Source organism: Paraburkholderia sp. GAS33 (assembly GCF_050436645.1).
Taxonomy (GTDB): domain Bacteria; phylum Pseudomonadota; class Gammaproteobacteria; order Burkholderiales; family Burkholderiaceae; genus Paraburkholderia; species Paraburkholderia phenazinium_B.
This window is the reverse complement of the sequence record NZ_JBNDMP010000003.1, coordinates 747,771-767,850: the sequence shown is the minus strand read 5'-3', so window position 1 is coordinate 767,850 and position 20,080 is coordinate 747,771. Positions and strand designations below refer to the sequence as shown.

Below are 20,080 nucleotides of genomic sequence, written 5' to 3'. Positions count from 1 at the left end.
GCACCCATATCAACGGGCGCCCCGCCAGGCAGGTCGAAGGCGCCGTCGCAAACAAGTTCAAAGACGCCTGCCTCGTCCAACACGGACTGGATGCTACGCGACCTGTCGCCATGGAGAATGTGCCCGTTGCGCATGGTCACCTCTTCCGTCGGCCAACCGGCCAGCCGCGCGAGCTTCGCGCGCACCCCTTGCGCCGCCTGCTGCAACGCCGCGCCTGTGCTGATCGTCGTCCCCGAGCCATAAGTCGGCCCCGAATAAGGCAGTGAGGTATCACCTGCCAGAACGCTGACTTCCTCTGGCTTCAGGCCCAGGATTTCTGCGACTATCTGCGGAAAGACCGTGGCGGGACCTGTGCCAATGTCGCAGAAGCTGGATTCCAGTCGCGCCATTCCGTGTGCGTTGAGCCGTACTCGCGCGGTGGTATGGAATCGCGCCTGCCCCTGGCTGCAATCGGCGAGGCCGCAGCCAATGCGCCAATGTCCGTCGCGCGTACCGCCCTTTGGCCTGTCTTGCCAACGGAAGCGGCGCGCGCCTTCGTTATAGGCCTCTCGCAATTTTTTCGACGACCACGACTTCCCGCTTTCAGGATCGGTTTCAGCGTAGTTGGCGAGCCGCAACTCCAGCGGATCGACCTTCAACGTGCGCGCCAGTTCGTCCATGGCCGAGCCGAGCGACCATGAACCTGGGCCGTCCCATGGAGAGCGCATGAAGGTCGGCAGCACGACATTCCCACGGCGAACCTTCTGGCTGGTCGAGATGTTATCGCATGCGTAAAAGGATCGTCCCGGGATCGATCCGAACTCGACATAATCTTCCGTGACGCTCGTGATGTTGGTGACCGCGTGGACAATGCCAAGCAGTTTGCCGTCCTCGCTGGCACCCAACGCGACGTTTTGTGTCATCTGCGGCTGAAATCCGACCATGTCGTACATGTTCTGCCGACTGAGCACCAGTTTGACTGGCCGACGCGTCACCCAGGCCGCCATGCTGGCGAGGATTTCGTGCGGCCAGACGAACGCTTTCACGCCGAATCCGCCGCCCGTGTACGGGGAAACTACCCGGACCCACGCCGGGTCGATGCCGAACGCGGCAGCGAGCGTGTTTTGAACCGCCGGCAGGTGTTGCACCGAGTCGTAAACGGTAAGCTGCTTGTCCTTCCAGACTGCCAGGATGGCGCACGGCTCCATCGGGTTTGCGTGGCGAGACGGCTGTATGTACTCGGCACCCGTCCTGAGCGGTGCGGCGGCGATAGCCGACGCCGCATCACCCTTGCAAAATTCCAAAGCACTCGAATGGGAATAGCCACCCCGCTCCGGCGCAGGCGGTTCGGCTGGTGCGGTGTCGGGCACGATGAAGGAAGTGGCTCGGTAGTCCACGCATACGGAATCCGCACCTGACTCGGCCGCTTCGATGCTCTCCGCCAGCACGATTGCCACCGGCTGCCCCTCATAAACGACTTCGTCAGTCTGCATCGGAACGAAGCGGGTGGCGAGCGGCGGAACACTGATGTCGGCCAGCCTTGCATGCACTTTCGGCATGTCGGCGGCGGTTAGCACGTGCGTAACACCGGGCATCGCCAACGCCTCGTGCGCGTCGATCTTCTCGACCCAACCGGCCGGAACGGTGGCAGATACCATCACCGCATAGAGCTGTGCTGGCAGATTCTGGTCGCCGGCATAACGGGCCGCGCCCGTCACCTTTACCGGACCGTCGAGGCGTGCAATCGATTCACCCGAATGGTTCATGGCGCACTCGCCGCGAGTTCGATGGCGCGAAGCGTAGCGTTGCGAGCGAGCGCGATCTTGTATCCGTTGGACGATAGCGGTCGGGCATCGGCAAAGCTTGCCCCTACCGCAGCCGCGACGCCGGCCGAGCCCAGCCGCTCGCCGACTAGCAGTCGCTCTGTCTCGTCGAGACGCCAGGGGCGCATTGCTACGGACCCCAAAGCAACGCGCGCCTTGTTGATCACGTCGCCGTCCAGTTGGAGCGTTACCGCCGCGGACACGATGGCGTACTCATAACTCTCCCGCTCCCGAATCTTCAAATATGCAGATTTCGGCGCTGGCCCACCTAATTCGATACTGGTGATCAGTTCGCCATGACGCAACACGGTGTGTGCGGATGGATTTTCGTCGGGCAGCACATGGAAGCTGCGTGCGGGAATGCGCCGGCCGCTGCCTTGCGCATCCTCGGTTACGATCACCGCATCCAGTGCAGCGAGCGCCACCGCCGGGTCGGAGGGCTGCACCGCCACACACTCGTCGGTCCAGCCGAAGATCGCGTGCCTTTCGTTCAGGCCGTGCAATGCTGCGCAGCCCGAGCCCGCCACTCGCTTGTTGCACGGTGTGGGCGCATCGGCACGGAAGTAGGCGCAGCGTACACGTTGCAGGGGATTGCCGCCGATAGTCGCAAGATTGCGCAACTGGGCAGAGGCCGATTTCAGAATAGCCTGCGACAGGACGGGATAAGCGTTGCGGACCCGTTCGTGTTGCGCCACGTCGTTAAGCCTGGCAAGTGCGCCGATCCGCAGCCCCCCGCATGGTAACGCTTCGATGCGATCCATTTCAGGCACACGGCTGATATCGACGACCCGTTCAGGTTTGGTAATCCCGATGCGGAACCAGTTGAGGAGCTCAGTCCCACCCGCCAGCACCGCCGCGTCGGGCAGTTGGGCGAGCGTCAGGGCGTCGGCCCGCGTCGTCGCGCAGGCATAGCTAAAGTCGCGCATCAGCCCATCTCCTTCGCGGCAGCCTCGACAGCCGCCGCGATCTGCGGATACGCAGAACAGCGACAGATATTACCGCTCATCCATTCGCGAATTTCAGCGTTGGAACCGGTGTGTCCCTCGGCAATGCAGCCCACAGCGGACATGATCTGGCCACAGGTACAAAAGCCACACTGGAAGGCATCGTGCTCAATGAAGGCCTGCTGGACGGGATGCAGCACCCCATCACTCGCTAATCCCTCTATCGTGGTGATTTTCTTGCCATCGGCACTGACTGCGAGCACGAGGCAGGCATTGACGCGCCGGTTATCCATCAACACCGTGCAAGCGCCGCATTCTCCGCGGTTGCAGCCCTTTTTTGCGCCTGTCAACTGCACCTGTTCGCGCAACAGATCCAAAAGGGTCGTCCTTGCTTCCACGTTGACGGAATGCTCAACGCCATTGATCTGGACGTGCGTCCACCTGCGTGGGGCAAACCGCGTTTCCATTTCTGGATCAGGCTGCCCATTCGCCGTGATTGTCTCGCCGTCTGTCGCGGGACCGGCAACGGCGGTCAACGAATCGTTGTTCATGACAGGCCTCGGCTAACGCTCGTCTTTACGAGGATGCCTCACTCCGTCCTAAGTCTGGCGGTATGAGGCTTCAGTCAACACAGACAGGACCGGCAGAATCTGCTCGGTCCAAAAATTATAGATGCCCATCGTCGGTTTGCAAGAATTCGCGCAGAACGTATGGCAGCGAATCTTTGATGTTTGGATGCCGATATTGTGAGGACTCCGTGCGGCTTGTAACCTGATTCGTCGGTCAGTCGTATCCGATCCCTTAAGTCAGACCTATGAACAACGATGGTGGTAGCGCAAACCGATTGCGGTAAGAAGAGGGACCGCCGCCAGAAGAGGATTTCGCATTGGACTGCCAGCTAACAATATGATGATATCGTCGAAAACACGTACCGATTCCAATAGATGATGGCGCAACGGGTATAGCCGGTTCCCCAGCATTTCTACCTGCCCCCACAATCTCCCGAGTCCCCACTCACGCACCCACGCCCCCTTCCAGTTCCGCAAGGCGCTTGCGCAGCAAGCGATCCTCCTGAAAGCGGCTGGTTTCGTCACGGATCACTGCAACGATACCGGTAAGCTCATTCTGCGGCGAATGCAGCAACGCAACCGTAAACGCAATCGACAGTGCCCGCCCGTCCTTATGCGTGGCGGGAACGCGCAGTACGTCGTTGCCATAGCGGGTTTCGCCCGTTGCCATGGTCTTGTGATAGCCGTCCCAATGGCGGCCGCGCAAGCGTTCCGGAATGATCAGGTCCAATGAGTTTCCCAGCGCTTCGCTTTGCGTAAAGCCGAACATGCGTTCGGCCGCGGGGTTCCACAATGTGATGCTGCCGCCGGCATCGGAAATGATAATCGCGTCGCCGACTGCATTGACGAGTTGCTGAAAGTCGATAGCTGTTTGCATAGCGCTCCCCCCAACGTAAAACCGCAGACCCTTGAATCGGATACGGCGCCACCAGGGACGCCGTATCTGCAGGACCAACCATACAAAATGGGCCTGCCTTGCACCGTTAAACCGCTTTGACTTCACGCAGGTTGAAGATGTCCTGCTTGCTGTAGCCAAGGCTCGCCAGTACTTCCTCCGTGTGTTCGCCGAGCAAGGGGGACGCGGTGACTTCCGGCTTCATATCCGAGAATTTGATCGGACTGCCGACCGTCAGATACGAGCCGCGTTTCTTGTGCGGTACTTCGACGATCGTGCCGCTCGCGCGCAACGACGGATCGTTGGCGAGTTCTTTCATCGTCAGCACCGGCGCGCACGGAATGTCGAACTTGCGCAAGATGTCGACCGCTTCGAATTTGGTCTTGTCGGCCAGCCAGGCTTCGATGGTTCCGAAGATCTCGAAGATATGCGGTTGACGTGCTTCGGCAGTCTTGTAGGCCGGATCATCGATCCATTCGGGTTTGCCGAGTGCCTTGCAGATCGGCTCCCACGCATGGCCCTGGATCGTAAAGTAAATGTACGCGTTCGGATCCGTTTCCCAGCCCTTGCACTTGAGCACCCAGCCTGGCTGACCACCGCCGCCTGCGTTGCCGCCACGCGGCACGACATCGCTGAATTCGCCGTGCGGATACTGCGGATATTCCTCAAGATAGCCCACGCGCTCCAGCCGCTGCTGGTCCCGCAACTTCACGCGGCACAGGTTCAGCACGCTGTCCTGCATCGACACCGCGACCTTCTGGCCTTTACCGGTTTTGTCGCGCCCCAGCAGCGCGGTCAGAATGCCGATTGCCAGATGCATGCCGGTGTTGCTGTCGCCGAGTGCCGCGGCGCTGATGGTCGGCGGACCGTCCCAGAAGCCAGTGGTGGATGCTGCCCCGCCTGCGCATTGCGCGACGTTTTCGTAGACCTTCAGGTCGTCGTAGTGATGGCCGTCGCTGAAGCCCTTCACCGAAGCAACGATCATCTTCGGATTGAGTTCGTTCAGGCGTTCCCACGAAAAGCCCATCCGGTCCAACGCGCCCGGCCCAAAATTTTCGACCAGCACGTCTGATTCGCGAATCAGTCTTTCGAGTACTTCCTTGCCTTCGGGCTTTTTTGTGTCCAACGTCAGCGACTTCTTGTTGCTGTTGAGCATCGTGAAGTACAGCGCGTCGGCGTCGGGGATGTCGCGCAACTGATTGCGCGTCACGTCGCCCGAACCCGGTCGTTCAACCTTGATCACGTCGGCGCCGAACCAGGCGAGCAACTGGGTGCACGCCGGGCCAGCCTGAACATGGGTGAAGTCGATGATCTTGATGCCTTCGAGAGGTTTGGTCACTTTGGTATCTCCGTAGTTACTCTGGATCACTTTTTCATTGCCGCGCTTTGCGGATTCAGATTGGTCAGGCGGCCGCTTTCGGTGCCCGCCGCTTCATCGATGACGGCATTGATCAAGGTCGGTTTGCCCGATGCGATCGCTTCAAGCAGCGCCTGGGTCAGTTCTTCCGGCGTGGTCGCATGGTGGCCGACACCTCCGAATGCCTCGATCATCTTGTCGTAGCGCGCGCCCTTCACGAACACGGTCGGCGCGACGTCCTTGCCGCCCGTCGGGTTCACGTCGGTACCGCGATACACGCCGTTGTTGTTGAATACGATCGTGCAAACAGGCAAGTCATAACGGCAGATGGTTTCAAGTTCCATGCCGCTGAAACCGAACGCGCTGTCACCTTCGATCGCGACAACCGGTTTGCCACTCGTCACCGCCGCGCCGATCGCGAAGCCCATGCCGATGCCCATGATTCCCCACGTGCCCGAGTCGAAGCGTTTGCGCGGCTCGTACATGTCGATGATGCTGCGCGCGTAGTCGAGCGTATTCGCGCCCTCGTTGACGACGTTGATGTCCGGGCGCGTCTTCAATACATCGCGGATCGCGCGCAGCGCACTGTGGAAATTCATCGGCGACGGGTTCTTGTCGAGCGTGGCGGCCATCTTTGCGAGGTTCTTGCTCTTGCGCTCGGCGATCGCGCCGGTCCATTCGTCGCTCGGCTTCGAAAATCCCGCCTCGAGGCCTGCTCGCAATGCCGCCACGCACGAGCCGATATCGCCGATCACCGGTGCGGTAATCGCGACGTTGCTGTCGATCTCGGTCGGCGAAATATCAACCTGGACAAACTTCTTCGGCTCTGCGCCCCACGTTTTGCCCTTGCCGTGCGAGAGCAGCCAGTTCAAACGCGCGCCGATCAGCACGACGACATCCGCTTCCTGCAGCACGAACGAGCGCGCCGCCGACGCCGATTGCTCGTGCGTATCGGGCAACAGGCCCTTGGCCATCGACATCGGCAGATATGGAATGCCACTTTGCTCGACGAACGCGCGGATCTCCGCGTCAGCCTGCGCATACGCTGCCCCCTTGCCGAGCAGGATCAGTGGACGCTTCGCGCTCTTCAATACGTCGATTGCACGCTTGACCGATTCCGGCGCCGGCAACTGACGTGGCGCGGCGTCGACCACTTTGACCAGCGACTGCTGCGCCTTCACGGTGTCCAGCGTTTGCGCGAGCAGCTTGGCTGGCAAGTCCAGATACACGCCACCAGGGCGGCCCGACACCGCAGCACGAATCGCACGCGCCACACCGATACCGATGTCTTCGGCATGCAGCACGCGATATGCGGCCTTCGCGTACGGCTTGGCCGCGTTCAACTGATCCATTTCTTCGTAATCGCCCTGCTGCAGATCGACGATTTCGCGCTCGCTCGAGCCGCTGATCAGGATCATCGGGAAACAGTTGGTGGTCGCGTTGGCGAGCGCCGTGAGGCCGTTGAGAAAGCCCGGTGCCGACACCGTCAGGCAGATGCCCGGCTTCTGCGTCATGAAGCCGCTAATGGCCGCTGCGTTACCCGCGTGCTGTTCGTGACGAAAGCCGATGAAACGCATCCCTTCCGCTTGCGCCAGCCGCGCCAGGTCGGTGATCGGGATACCGACAAGGCCGAAGATGGTGCTGATGTCGTTCAGTTTCAGCGCGTCGATGACGAGATGAAATCCATCGGTCGTCTCGGCTGTCTCCTGCTTCGGGGTCGCTTCTGTTGCGGGCCTATCGGCTTCTGCCATGATATGTCTCCTTGGTCACGGGGCTTTGTGGGACTCGTCGTGAGGGCGCGCTCACGTCGTGGTTTATTTAGGTGAACCGCCAGGCGATGGCTGCAGTCGCGCTTCGGCGATGACCACACCGGCCGTCGCGCCAGAATTTTCAATCCAGCGCTTTCTCATGGGGGCGAGGATGAACTTCGCGGACACAGCCGCTGTGATCGAGATCACCGCCGCCGAAATGAACACCGTGCTCCAGCCGCCGTTTGCCGACAGCACCGATGCGATCGGCACCAGCATCGACGCGGTACCTTTCGCGGTATAGAGCGTTCCCGCATTAGCCGCGGCGTATTTGCTGCCGAACGTATCCGCGCAGGTTGCCGGGAAGATCGAGAAGATCTCGCCCCAGCACAGGAACACGGCAGCGGCGAAGAACATGAATGCGTAGGGGTTATGGCCGAACTGCATGAGTCCCAGCAGCGCGAGACCTTCGCCGAGAAAGATCATGAACATCGTGTTTTCGCGGCCAATGCGGTCCGACAGAAAACCGCACAACGGACGCGTGAAGCCGTTGCACAAGTTGTCGATCGACAGCGTCATCGTGAGCAGCGGCAGCGTGATGCCCAGCAGATTCACCGGCAGTTTGGCGAAGCCGTATTCCTTCGCGATGGGCCCAAGCTGCGCGGTCGCAATGATGCCGCCGGCCGCGACGAACACGAACATGAGATACAGCACCCAGAAGAGCGGCGAGCGGATCATCTCGCCGGGCGTGTAGTCGATCTTGCTTGCGACCACGCGTCTGGTTGCGACCGCGGTTGCGGGCGGCTTCGGCCGTACCAGCATGGTGGCGAGCAGCAGAATGCAGACGCCCTGGAAAATGCCGAAGAATATGAACGTGTGCTCGTAGCCTGAGCGCTGGATCATGTTGGCGATTGGGATTACGGTGACAGCTGCGCCGGCGCCGAAACCTGCCGCGGTCAAACCGGCTGCGAGACCGCGCTTGTCCGGAAACCATTTGAGTGCCGTGCCGACGCAGGTGCCGTAGACGCAACCCGCACCGATGCCGGCGATCACTGCCGCGACGTATAGCTCGGCGAGACTGCTCGCATGCGCGTCGATGATCCAGCCGAGCGCCGCACACAGCGATCCGCCGATCACAACCGGGCGCGGCCCGAACTTGTCGACGAGCCAACCCTCGACGGGCACAAGCCAGGTTTCGGTGACGATGAAGATTGTGAACGCGGTCTGGATTGCCGCCTGGCCCCAATGGTGAGCGTTGTCCATCGGTACGACGAACAGTGTCCACGCATATTGCAGATTCGCGACGAGCCCCATGCACACGACGCCGATCGCCAGTTGCATCCAGCGGTGATGCCAGAAGGCCGTGCGGCTTCCTCCGGGTACGTTGGAATGTCCCATGTCTTTCGTCTCCTGTATATTCCGTCGCGCTCGAACGGCGCGTTGGACCTACGTGATCGAATCGCTTCATGGCCGGCTTGCCTGTGGGCAATGAAGCGCCAATGGTCGGCCAGACGAAATTGCGCTAACGAAAACCCTTACCGTCGATCACAACGACAACTGGAAAGATGTTTGGCGTAGAGCGCGTCTGAGGGATGCTGCGCGAGAACAACAATAAGTGAAAGTTAAAACATTTTATGGTTTGTATTAGGCATACCTAATGGATGGGGTTTGCGGCCGCTGGCCGTGGGTTGCGAGAAAGGCAACGCGACTGTCCAGGCACCGAATTTGGCTGCTGCTGTACCGGGAGCCGACACATAAGCAATGAGTTATCGTTTATCCAAATAACTTTAATTATTGTTTATTGATGCGCCAGCCTATTCTTGGTCGTGCCTATTCCTCAAGGAGACGACCATGAACCCCTCCCAGTTCGATGTTCGCGAGAGCGCGCATGATGCGGAAGTCGAGGCGCAACTGTGCGCCTATAACAGCGCATTCGATGAACTCGGCCTGCGCTTCCGTTGGGACGCGAGCACGCTGGCGTCACTAGCCCGGATCGACGATGAGCAGGCGCAAATTGCTACGTACATCGAAGCGCACCATCCGCACTTGCTGAAAGCGTATAGCGCTGTATTTCTGAGCCAGGCCATTCTCGAGAAGAAAAAAGCTCGCCGTCCAGCGCGCCTACCGATGCACGTCGAAAGCGCACCGCCTCTTAATCACGTGACACGTCAACCGCAGATGAACAGCCGGCACGCGCGCGTGTCGTACGAGGTCGAGCTGCCGGCGCTGGCTGGTGTTTAGAGGCGGTGCCGCTCCACGATGGAAGTATCTGAGCCCTGCGCCGCAGTAGAGCCACAACACAAGCGAGCCGGTTGAAATCGCCCCAAGGGCGATGAAGGGCGCGGGATAGCCAAAGTGACGCGCGAGCAAACCGCCAGGCGCCGGGCTCAACACGGCGCCCGCCGCCTGCAATGTTATCACGACGCCTTGTCCCGCATTGACACGCCCAGTGCCGGCACTTGTGCAACCCCCATTCCACCCGCCGATGCCATTCCCGGCCAACCTTGCGCACGGGCCCACGTCAGCAGGTGTCGCGTTACTGGACAGCCGCTGTCCGCAAAGTCGACAGCAGGCGGTGCCCGAAAGCGCCGAGACGTTTGCCCTGTCAGCCAGCGTGCCTCATCCTCCCGGCTTTGCGTGGCCGGTTTTTTGCTACTCTTGAAGTCCTCCCTTTCGCTACCGGCTTATGCCCGCAACCCGACGTCGTCTCTCGTTCGCCAGCCAACTCGTGGTTTTCTGGCTGCTGGTTGCGGTGATGTGCGCGCTCCTCATCGGCCTCGTCTGGTTCATGGCGCAAGGCAATCTGGAGCGGCAGATCGGCGTTGCGCGTCAACAGGCGCAGGCCGGTTGCGAGGCAGTCGCCTCCCGCTATGACTTTTCCTTAGACCGAAGCTCCGATGCGCAAGGCGCGCCGAACACAGACCTGATGCATGCGATTCTTGACGTGGTGCTCGCGCAGATGCCAGGCGTCGAAGGCGGCTTCTGGCGTCCGACGGACAGCGCGCGTGGCACGTTCGACGCCTACGCTTTTCCGACCTACGAGGGCAGCGGCATCAAGCGAGATATTCCGGAAGCCGAAACGCCGTTGATTCTGCGCACGCTGCGTGGGGTGACGGGCGGCCAGGCAGCGTCCGGGTTTGTCGAAGGACGGCAGGACGCTGTCATCGTTTCGGCCTGTCCCGTGCCGCATCGCGCCGGCCTGCTCGCGTGGACGCTCACACGCGTGCGGCCGCCGCTCGGCCCGTATGGCAAGACCCTCGTCACCGCGCTTGCTGTCCTGCTCGCTGTAATCATCGGAATTGCGATTGCGTTGGGCATACTGCTGCGCCGTTGGCGCGGCAATCTTGCCCGCGTCGAGAAGAGCCTGAGCGAGCCAGCGGATCTGCACGCGCCTTTCACTCCGATCGAGCCCACCGGCGAGCCGGACCTGGACAAGATCGTCGCCGCATTTAACGCTTACGGTACGCGCACCACGGCACTGCAGCATCGAACGGGCGACCTCGACAGGAGGCTTGCGAGCGCCGAACGGTTTGCCGCGCTCGGCCGGCTGGCGGCGCAAATCGCGCACGAGATCCGTAATCCGATCGGCGCGATGCGGCTCAAAGCAGAAAACGCGCTGGCCGGAGACGCGCAGCGCCAGCACCGCGCGCTTGCGTCGATCCTCGAACAGATTCAGCGCGTGGAAACGCAGCTGTCCGGTTTGCTTGCGCTCACGCAACCGGTCCGCATCGACGCGCAACCGGTCGTGCTGCGCGAATGGTTGGCTGAGCGTATCGAGCTGTATCTCGATGCCGCGACGCAGGCCGGCATCGCGCTCGTCCTTGACGAGAATAAGGACCTGCCGCACGAGGCGCGTTTCGACGCGGCGCAACTGGCACGCGCTATCGACAATCTGATTCTAAACGCACTGCGCCATACACCCGCTGGGGGCCACGTCATGTTGCGCGCGGCGCAGCATGCGGATACCTTGAGCATCGAAGTCGCCGACGACGGACCGGGCGTGCCACCCGCCGAGCGCGAGCGCATCTTTGAGCCATTCGTGACCGGCCACGCCGGCGGTTCGGGGCTGGGTCTCGCCGTGGTGCGGGAAATTGCCGTGGCGCATGGCGGCCGCGCCTTCTATGCCGTGCGTCCACGCGGCGCCTGTTTTGTGATCGAGCTGCCATGCCGCACATCCTGATCGTCGACGACGATGACGCGTTCCGCGAGAGTCTCGCCGAAACCCTTGGCGATCTGGGCCATACCGTCATCGAGGCAAGCGGAGGTCGCCAGGCACTCGAGTGTTTCGCGAGCGGCGTGCCTATCGACTGCGCATTCCTCGACTTCAGGATGACGGATATGAGCGGCATCGAGCTGCTCGAACAGTTGCGCGCCATGCCCGAGCGCAAGACCCTGCCGGTTGTCGTGCTGACCGCATTCGCCACCAGCGACAATACCATTCACGCGATGCGTCTCGGTGCATTCGAACACCTGACCAAACCGGTGGGACGTGACGCAATTGCTGAGCTGCTGCGCAAGATTGCAGCATCGAATCAAAGCTCGTTCACCGCCACCCAGGTTGCGTCTGACGAGGCGTGGGGCGACGACACCGCGCCGCGCCTGCTAGGCAGCAGCGATGCATTACGCGACGCGCAAAAGCAGATCGGCCGTGCTGCCGCCACGGATTCGACTGTGCTGATCAGTGGCGAAACCGGCACAGGCAAGGAGGTGGCGGCGCGCGTCCTGCACGACGCGTCGGCGCGCCGCCTGCGTCCCTTCGTTGCGATAAATTGCGCGGCTATTCCCACTGAACTGCTCGAAAGCGAACTCTTCGGTCACGCGAAAGGGGCATTCACGGGAGCGCAAGTGCAACGCGTCGGCCGCTTCGTCGAGGCGAACGGCGGCACGCTGTTTCTCGACGAGATTGGAGATCTGCCCTTGCCGATGCAAGCGAAGCTGCTGCGGGTAATTCAGGAGCGCGTGTTGACGCCGCTCGGAAGCAACCTCAGCACGCCGATCGACGTTCGGATCGTTGCGGCGACGCATCGCGACCTCGGTGCCGAAGTCGCCGCGGGGCGATTCCGCGAGGATCTGTTCTACCGGCTCAACGTGATCCCGATTCATCTGCCGCCGTTGCGCGAACGCCCCGACGATATCCTCGCGCTCGCCGCGCATTTTCTGGCGCTCGCCGCGCAGCGCTCCGGAATCCCGCGCACGCTCGGTGCGAGCGCCGAGCGACGTCTGCTCGCGCATACATGGCCGGGCAACGTGCGCGAGCTGAAAAACGCGATGGAGCGTGTCGCCGCACTCGCACGCGGCCCGCTTGCCACCGACGACGACCTCGCGTTTCTAACCGCACCGCAGATCGCGGCCAGCGATCTGCCCGGCGCGCTGCTCGATTTGCCGCTGCCTGAAGCCATTGAACACCTGGAGCGAGCCTCGATCGAACGCGCGTTGCGACTCGCGGCCGGCAATCGCGCTGAAGCCGCGCGGCGTCTCGGCATTAGCCGCCAGTCGCTCTATACGAAGATGGCTGCGTACAAGCTGGGCTGAAATTGCTGGGCAATGCGTCACCGATGTCCGGTTCATATCGCCCAGAAAGCGACGCTCGTTCCGGTACTCATCAAAACGTTCGAACGGCCCTTTTTCCCATAACGTGTCGCCGGTCGCCACCCGCCAGCGACCGGGCACAAGCCATCAATCAGATGTGGCTAACGCACACGGGACGTACCATACTTCAAGCGTTGTGCCTTCCTCTCACTGCCCGACAGGAGAAGTGCCGCCATGAAGCTATTTACCATTGCTATCCTGGCGGTCGTGCTCGCCGGGTGCGTCGCGAACCAAGGCATGTCAACCAATGCGGCGGCGGGGCATACGGAAAGCTGTAAGGTCACATCAGATCAAGAAATTGCGGCGTTGTTCGATCGATGGAATCAGTCGCTGCAAACCGGTGATCCACACGCCGTGGTTGCCAACTATGCGGAGCGGTCCATTCTTCTCCCCACGGTATCCAACAAGCCGCGCTTAACGGTGGCGGAGAAAGAGGACTATTTCCGCCATTTTCTACAGGATCGTCCATCTGGAAAGATTGACTTTCGCTACATTGAGCTGGGGTGCAATTCCGCCGTGGATGCCGGGCTTTACACATTCACCTTCGCAAGAACCGGAGTGGTTGTTCAGGCCCGTTACACCTACACCTATCACTGGGATGGGGCGCAATGGCTAATCACAAGTCATCACTCATCGGTCATGCCGGAGAAGCAGTAACAGGGGTAAACCTGTTACCGTCCCCGCTCCCCGCGGTCCCGATCAATACATCAGCCGCCTGTAACCCGGTCCCAACCGTGCCGCACGGCAGCCTTGAATCGTTCCCACCCGCTTTCCGGGTAGCGCGACTCCCAGTCCTCGCGAGCGTTCGCTTCCACCCCTTGCCAGTCATGTCCGCGATACCGCTCATCTTTTCCGAGCGTGGCTCCGTGCGCGTAGGCCCGCTGATATTCGTCGTATGACGCACCTGTACTCGCGTAATGGGCGTCGTATTCTTCCCGCAGTTCATCGACATAAGGCGTGTCGTCCATCGGAATGCCGGCGACGGGCTCGCCCACGAGGCCCGTCCCCGCTGTCTCCTCCGTCCTTCTCCCGCTCTTGCTGTCCTCGGGCGAGTACGCTGCACGAGGAGATTTGACGCCCGCGAACGCATCCTCGGGCGGGCGCGCGAGCCCGACGTCGGGTACACCCGTCAGCTGCTGGCCGCTTTGCACGGACGCAGTCGATCCGAGCCCCTCCGTACGAGTCGTTACCTGCTGCATCCCGCCAACCATCCTCCCCCCCGCCGAAGAATAATCGGCAGCGCTCTGCGTTATGGGCCGCCCGGGCGAAGGCTCCTCGCTCGTTCCTGCGGAACCATTTCGCCATACCGTGGCACGCTCTTCGATGTCGGCTGCGCCGGTGCGGCGCATCAAATCGCGAGCCAGGTCTACTTGCATTTCGGAAACGTCGGCGCTGACGATCGCTCCACCTCGGCGGATCAATTCTCTGTAATCCTCAGTTTCCGGCGGATATTGGCCGCTTTTGAACAGCCGCGCAAACAATTGTTCGAGTTGATCGAACACTGGGTTGTGATGGCGCAGATCGCCGCTGCCTGGTGCATAAACACGCGGGCCACTTTCGACCGGTGCGTCATCTGACTTGGCGTAGATGGCAATATCGGCCTGGGCTACGCCAGCCTCGCCCAATGTCCGTTGTGCCGAGCGCGCGTCAGCGTAGCTATCGAACACGCCTAAAACAGTCTGTCTCATGATTTGCTCCTCCGCAATCGTGGTGCGACAGTCTCGCCGCCGTGTCGTAGTGGGCGCAACACGCGTGCCCGGGGGCGGCAGGAAGTCGCCGACTTTCGCTCACCTCGAGCGGTCGTCCCGCGCGCACAGGACGGTTGCCTGTCTTTCATCCTTCCTTGGCCGGTAGTAATTACGGGACCGGCAGGCCAGCGTCGATCCAACGCCACCGTTCGGGTGCTCGCGCACCTACGCGTGTCTAAATGCTGCGAAGTATTGGCGGGTGCATCGTCGGCGGCTGTCGTAGATTGACCCGAACCTAAACGTGTGAACAATGTCCTGCGCGACAACTGACCTTGCGAATTCAGCGGGTGGTTCAGCAATGCCATTCGTCTGACATTAACCCCGTGGCCACTTGCGCGCGCTGTGGGTATGACGTGCTGTGGACCGCTCAAAAGCCGCTGGAGAATCGCCATGAAATCTCTACAACGCAGGCCGGCTTTTTCTTCCACTTTTTGGCGTCACCTATTGGAGATTTGCGTCGGATTGCTAATCGCCTCGGGCATTGGATCGTGCGGCGGCGGTTCGGGTAGCAGCCCGAGCGCCACCGGTTCGGGCAGCGCCGGCAGTACCTCCGGAACCACTTCTGCGCCTGGTACGCCGGGCACGACTACACCCGGGGGCACAACTACTGGCTCGACACCGACAACTGCGCAAACCTACCCGACCGACGTTCTCATGCACCACAACGACCTCGCGCGAACCGGTCAGATGCTTGCGGAAACAACGCTCACGCTAGCCAACGTCAACTCGACGACGTTCGGCAAGTTGCGCTTCCTGCCGGCGGACGGCAAAGTCGACGCGCAGCCTCTATTCGTAACGAATCTTATGATCGGCACGGCCGCGCACAATGTTGTCTATGTTGTGACAGAGCACGACAGCGTCTACGCCTACGACGCCGATAGCGGTAACGCGCTGTGGCAGATCTCGCTGGCCGCTGCGGGTGAAACCTCGAGTCCTGATCCGGGCTGCACGGATATCACACCGGAAATTGGTATCACTTCGACGCCGGTCATCGACCGCTCACGCGGCCTGAATGGCGCGCTATATGCCGTGGCCATGAGCACGGACGCCAGCGGGAACGTCCATCACCGCCTTCACGCGATCGATCTTGCAACAGGTGCGGAACTGTTTGGCGGCCCGACCGAAATCGCCGCGACGTATCCGGGAAGCGGCGCAGAAGGTGCGAATGGCGTCCTTACCTTCACGCCCTCCCTGCACACCGTGCGCGCTGCACTGACGTTGGTCAACGGCACCATCTACATGGGCTGGACCGCCCACTGCATGTCCGGGAACTACAACGGTTGGCTCATGGCGTACAGCGAGGATACGTTGCAGCAAACGGGAGCGCTGCCCGTTACCCCGAACGGCAGCCAGGGATCGGTCTGGATGGCGGGCTCGGGCATGGCATCGGATGGGACGTCCATCTATTTGATCGACGGCAACGGCACCTTCAACCCGACGCTCAATGCACAGGGATTTCCAGTCGATGGCGATCTGGGTGATGCATTTATCAAGCTCTCTGCCACCCCTGCACTGGTCGCAACCGATTACTTTGCCATGTACGACGTCGTGGCCCAGGCCGCTGCGGATAACGACTTCGGCTCGGGTGGGGCGATGCTGCTGCCCGATCAAACCGCCTCGGATGGAACCGTCAAGCATCTGGCTGTCGGAGCGGGCAAGGATACCCATATCTACGTGGTGGATCGCGACAACATGGGCAAGTTCAATTCAACGACCAACAACATCTGGCAGGAGATCACCGGTGTGTTGACCGGCGGCATCTGGGGTTCGCCGGCGTATTTCAACAATGTGGTTTATTACGGAGGACAGACCGATGCGCTTAAGGCGCTGCCCGTTACCAACGCGTTGCTTGCCACCACGCCGTCATCGCAGAGTCCGACAACGTTCCCTTATCCCGGCGCCACGCCGGCCATTTCCGCGAACGGTACGAGTAACGGCATTGTGTGGGCGGCGGAAAACGGCACAGTCGGCGCGTTGCACGCCTACGATGCCACCAATCTTGCGCATGAGTTATACAACAGCAATCAGGCCGGCACGCGGGATCAGTTCGGTCCGGGCAACAAGTTCATCACACCTATGATCGCGGATGGGAAAGTTTATGTAGGTGCGACGAACGGCGTTGCGGTCTACGGCTTGCTAAATTGATGACGGGAGACGAGGCGTGCGCGGGCGTCACGCCAGGTGATCTCTGTTCTTGAGAACTCATAGTCCGATCGAAATACTATTTAGACCGCTCACCCAGCGTTAGCCTCAGCAAGCCGGATCACCCGAATCTATTGAATCAATCATTTTCGACTGGCCGCGTCCCCCAAAACAACACAGCTTCAATGGCGAAAAATACAACAACCGGCACAAACGCCCCCACCGTCCCTGCGATGTCACGTCCAAACCGGCTCGCGACATAAAGCAGGACGATCATGCTGACCGCCATGCCCGGCGCACCGAGCCCGCGAAGCGCCGCGCTGCGATGATAGCCAACCCAGAACGCGGCCCGCCCGGCGATCCAGACCACGGTTGTCGCTACGACCGCGCGCATCGCCGAGCCGTCGGGAGAGTAGGCGGCCAGACCGAAAAGCGACGCCGCAAACACGATGATCTGCTCTACCGTGTTCTGCAGGTATCGTTGGTTGACGCGCAACCTGCGTGTCTCGAAGCCCGCCAGCGGATCGAACGCGGGTGAGGTCAACCGCTCATGCGCCACTGCTTCGACACCCGTCACCAGGCAGAACAGCACGGCAACACACCAGCATTTAAGTGTCAGCAGCATCCGGGCGTCGAGACTATCCACGCCCGGCAAGGGCGACATCAGATAGTCGATACCAAACCAGAGCACCGAGGCAAAAAGCGAGGCAGCCGCGATGCCAGCGATGCCTACTGTGCGCTGCTGGCGAAAGTTGGACGGGTCATGGGCCGGATCGGTCATAGATTTTCCCCCTGGTATTTCGAACGGTGGCGTCGGTGGCTATCACGGGCCAGTCGAGAGGAACGGTAACACGTTGAGCGTCGGGTTTCGGCAACTCCGAAAGGCCCTTTCGGATCGCATGCGACCGATAGCATATCGGCATGGACCGCCCGACAGTCGCAGAGATAGCCACACACAACCAGTCGACAAGCCCACCCCGATCGCCGACAATTTAATGCACCACCACTCCGCCGACGTCCTCGACAACATTGACCTCTCCAACTCTACCTACGTCATTTGAAACAGACCACCTCTTGATCAGGTGTCCTCGGTCTGGCGACGGTCCCGACTTGTTTGACGCGGTTGTCGACGCGCTGACGGAACTGAGGCGCTTTCCAGCGTCGTTGCCATGGGCGCTCGAAACACCATCAATCGAGACCTCCGAGTCGTTTTGCCTGGCGGGCTCCGCAAATTTTCAGGCCGGAAAAGACTTTCCGTTTTTGTTTATCGACAGGACGTCGCGCATGGTTGTGGGCAGCGGCGGTCTTCACCGGCCAAGATGGACTGTTCCAGCTTTTGAACTTGGCTTCTGGGGAAGGTCATCGCATGTGGGACGCGGACTGTTCAGTGAAGCCGCCAACGGCCTGGCAAATTATGCTTTTGCCAATTTCGGCGCAAAGCGAGTTGAAGCGATCTGCGACGACTTGAATGAAAGAAGCATTCGAGTTTGTGAACGCATCGGCATGCAACTGGAAGGCGTGTTGCGGCAGGAACGGCGCGCTCCGGACGGCCGTTTGCGAAACACGCGCATCTATTCGAAGCTAGCTTGAGCGTGCGCTCGGGTCAGGCAGGTGCCGGCAACAGGCGGTCGTTCGCTGGGTCGGCGGTTCACCGATTTGCCTGCTGGACTTCGGGCGCCAGCCACCGATTTATCGCGCCAATCCGGCCAGGCGTAGCCAGGTCACAAGTGCAACAGGGTCACGCCGGTCATCAGCAAAACCGATCACGCCATCTGGACGCACCGCGAAGATCGCTCCCGTGCCGGGTTCCCAGATCGTGCTTGCGTGGTTGAGCGAATCCACGAGCGTCGGCACGCCGCCGTCCTCAGGCATCGAAGCGCCGGGCGACAACACACGGACCGCGTGAACAGCGTCGGCGGCAACAGCGAGGCCTGCGTCAAGCACCGGCCCCCACCCTTCGCCAAACGCCAACACCGTGGCCCGAGGTCCGCGGAAGACATCGAACAGCCGCAATGACCTACCCTCACGATCGACCAAACCCGGTGCATCTGGCGCACGATCCCCTGCGTGCAGGCTGCCGGGCGCCGAGCGCAGTTCGTGCGAAAGCGTCGACTCCCGATAGCGGATGCCGAGTTGGGACGTGTCCTCCGTTGGAGCGACAAGGCCCTGCGTGTTCGAAGACAGCGTCGTGGCGGCCAGCCGCGTCGAAAGTTCGAGTACATGTCGCGCTACCGGCAACCGCTCGGCCTCGTAACTGTCGAGCAACGCACTGTCGGCGCCCCGCTGCACCGCCGCCAGCTTCCAGCCGAGGTTGAAGGCGTCCTGTATCCCGGTGTTCATGCCTTGCCCGCCCGCAGGTGTATGCACATGCGCTGCGTCGCCGGCTACCAGGATGCGCCCGGCACGATACCGCTCAACCATGCGCACATTCGCGCGCCACAGCGAAGTCCAGTCGGGCCTCGACAGGCGGATGTCGCTGCGGCCCGTGTAACGCTCGACCAGTTGCTGGAAGTTCTCCAGGGTGGGGGAATCGGGCGACTTCGGACCGATTGCGATCTGCAACTGGAATGCGTCGGTGCCGGCCAGCGGCGCCATCGCAAGAAAACCTCCGCCTTCAGGACGCCACACGTGCCAGTGTGCGCGGTCTATCCCTTCGACATGCAGGTCGCCGACCAGCATGCGCATGTCCTCATGCGTCTCGCCGAGAAAACCCAACTTGGCGATGTGCCGCACGGTGCCGCGCCCGCCGTCGCAACCCACCAGCCAGGCCACGTCGACTTCGTCAGTGCCTCCGGCGTGCTGGAGTCTCGCGCGCACGACGTCGTTGGCCACTTCAGCGTCGATGAGAGCCGTTCCGAATTCGACGCGGCCGCCGAGCGCTTCGAGGCGGCCGCGTAGCGCGGCTTCGGTGCGCCACTGAGGGATCAGGACGGATGACGGCCAAGGCACATCGGGCCGTTGGGCCGGCACGGGACGCGGCACGTCGCGAAAGCCGCCATCGGCCGTGTACTGTCGATAGGGCAAGCCGACAAGACCCGAACTCACAATCTCATCGGCGATGCCTAGCCGGTCGAACACTTCAAGCGTGCGCGGTTGTACACCTTTGGCGCGTGAGCCGGCGAAAGGACCTTCGGCAGAATCGATGATCCGGAACGGCATCCCTCGCACGGCAAGCTCACAGGCGAGGGTCAAGCCGGTTGGACCCGCCCCGACAATCATGACAGTGGACATCGATGCGGTCTCCGTTAAAGGTAAGAAAGCCCAACTAAAATGGAACTAGCAATAC

Annotated in this window: 16 protein-coding genes and 1 pseudogene; 6 read left to right on the top strand and 11 right to left on the bottom strand. The window is 61.3% G+C overall.

The features are described 5' to 3' along the window. The 7 genes from P3T24_RS13690 to oxlT form a co-directional block, all read right to left on the bottom strand. A partial coding sequence (locus tag P3T24_RS13690) for a xanthine dehydrogenase family protein molybdopterin-binding subunit (protein WP_429435276.1) occupies window positions 1-1,745 on the bottom strand: 1,745 nt, incomplete at its 3' end. After that, window positions 1,742-2,728: an FAD binding domain-containing protein gene (locus tag P3T24_RS13685; protein WP_429435274.1), complete on the bottom strand. Its 987-nt coding sequence runs from the start codon at window positions 2,726-2,728 to the stop codon at window positions 1,742-1,744. The genes P3T24_RS13690 and P3T24_RS13685, both read right to left, overlap by 4 nt. Then, window positions 2,728-3,297 carry a (2Fe-2S)-binding protein gene (locus P3T24_RS13680; RefSeq protein WP_083611605.1) on the bottom strand — a complete coding sequence of 190 codons (570 nt, stop codon included), beginning with the start codon at window positions 3,295-3,297 and terminating at the stop codon, window positions 2,728-2,730. Before P3T24_RS13680 ends, P3T24_RS13685 begins: the two co-directional genes overlap by 1 nt. Before the next feature lie 463 nt (window positions 3,298-3,760). After that, window positions 3,761-4,192 carry a PAS domain-containing protein gene (locus P3T24_RS13675; protein ID WP_429435271.1) on the bottom strand — a complete coding sequence of 144 codons (432 nt, stop codon included), beginning with the start codon at window positions 4,190-4,192 and terminating at the stop codon, window positions 3,761-3,763. Window positions 4,193-4,298: 106 nt separating this feature from the next. Next, complete coding sequence (gene frc / locus P3T24_RS13670) at window positions 4,299-5,549, bottom strand: formyl-CoA transferase (RefSeq protein ID WP_074267272.1); 1,251 nt, start codon at window positions 5,547-5,549, stop codon at window positions 4,299-4,301. A gap of 26 nt (window positions 5,550-5,575) precedes the next feature. Further along, the gene (gene oxc / locus P3T24_RS13665) at window positions 5,576-7,318 is read right to left on the bottom strand and encodes an oxalyl-CoA decarboxylase (protein ID WP_429435268.1); all 1,743 of its coding nucleotides are present in this window, start codon (window positions 7,316-7,318) and stop codon (window positions 5,576-5,578) included. 63 nt (window positions 7,319-7,381) lie between these two features. Further along, window positions 7,382-8,713 carry an oxalate/formate MFS antiporter gene (oxlT, locus tag P3T24_RS13660; RefSeq protein WP_429435265.1) on the bottom strand — a complete coding sequence of 444 codons (1,332 nt, stop codon included), beginning with the start codon at window positions 8,711-8,713 and terminating at the stop codon, window positions 7,382-7,384. Window positions 8,714-9,166: 453 nt separating this feature from the next. Here oxlT and P3T24_RS13655 point away from each other — a divergent pair, with 453 nt between their 5' ends. Further along, complete coding sequence (locus P3T24_RS13655; protein ID WP_074267269.1) at window positions 9,167-9,556, top strand: hypothetical protein; 390 nt, start codon at window positions 9,167-9,169, stop codon at window positions 9,554-9,556. A 27-nt stretch (window positions 9,557-9,583) separates the two neighbouring features. Here the strand turns inward: P3T24_RS13655 and P3T24_RS13650 are convergent. Next, a pseudogene (locus P3T24_RS13650) lies at window positions 9,584-9,769 on the bottom strand (MFS transporter); the annotation flags it as partial. 232 nt (window positions 9,770-10,001) lie between these two features. On the opposite strand from P3T24_RS13650, the gene P3T24_RS13645 reads away from it, so the two are divergent. From P3T24_RS13645 to P3T24_RS13635, 3 genes are all read left to right on the top strand, one after another. Continuing rightward, window positions 10,002-11,495, top strand: a complete 1,494-nt coding sequence (locus P3T24_RS13645) for a sensor histidine kinase (protein ID WP_429406421.1) — start codon at window positions 10,002-10,004, stop codon at window positions 11,493-11,495. Further along, the gene (locus P3T24_RS13640; protein ID WP_429435262.1) at window positions 11,480-12,847 is read left to right on the top strand and encodes a sigma-54-dependent transcriptional regulator; all 1,368 of its coding nucleotides are present in this window, start codon (window positions 11,480-11,482) and stop codon (window positions 12,845-12,847) included. Before P3T24_RS13645 ends, P3T24_RS13640 begins: the two co-directional genes overlap by 16 nt. A 231-nt stretch (window positions 12,848-13,078) precedes the next feature. Next, window positions 13,079-13,561 carry an SgcJ/EcaC family oxidoreductase gene (locus tag P3T24_RS13635; protein WP_429435259.1) on the top strand — a complete coding sequence of 161 codons (483 nt, stop codon included), beginning with the start codon at window positions 13,079-13,081 and terminating at the stop codon, window positions 13,559-13,561. Window positions 13,562-13,611: 50 nt separating this feature from the next. On the opposite strand, the gene P3T24_RS13630 is transcribed toward P3T24_RS13635, so the two are convergent. Then, window positions 13,612-14,592, bottom strand: coding sequence for a hypothetical protein (locus P3T24_RS13630; RefSeq protein WP_429435257.1), 981 nt, complete (start codon window positions 14,590-14,592; stop codon window positions 13,612-13,614). A gap of 450 nt (window positions 14,593-15,042) precedes the next feature. Between P3T24_RS13630 and P3T24_RS13625 the strand changes: the two genes are divergently transcribed. Beyond that, window positions 15,043-16,797 (top strand): pyrrolo-quinoline quinone, encoded by a 1,755-nt coding sequence (locus P3T24_RS13625; RefSeq protein WP_429435254.1) that lies wholly within the window; start codon window positions 15,043-15,045, stop codon window positions 16,795-16,797. 136 nt (window positions 16,798-16,933) lie between these two features. Here the strand turns inward: P3T24_RS13625 and P3T24_RS13620 are convergent, their stop codons facing one another. After that, window positions 16,934-17,575 (bottom strand): MAPEG family protein, encoded by a 642-nt coding sequence (locus P3T24_RS13620; RefSeq protein WP_429435251.1) that lies wholly within the window; start codon window positions 17,573-17,575, stop codon window positions 16,934-16,936. Between the two features lie 248 nt (window positions 17,576-17,823). On the opposite strand from P3T24_RS13620, the gene P3T24_RS13615 reads away from it, so the two are divergent. Further along, complete coding sequence (locus P3T24_RS13615; protein WP_429435249.1) at window positions 17,824-18,384, top strand: GNAT family N-acetyltransferase; 561 nt, start codon at window positions 17,824-17,826, stop codon at window positions 18,382-18,384. A 99-nt stretch (window positions 18,385-18,483) separates the two neighbouring features. Here the strand turns inward: P3T24_RS13615 and P3T24_RS13610 are convergent, their stop codons facing one another. Beyond that, entirely contained in the window at window positions 18,484-20,025 is a 1,542-nt protein-coding gene (locus P3T24_RS13610; RefSeq protein ID WP_429435247.1) for an FAD-dependent monooxygenase, read from the bottom strand. Window positions 20,026-20,080: the final 55 nt, after the last annotated feature.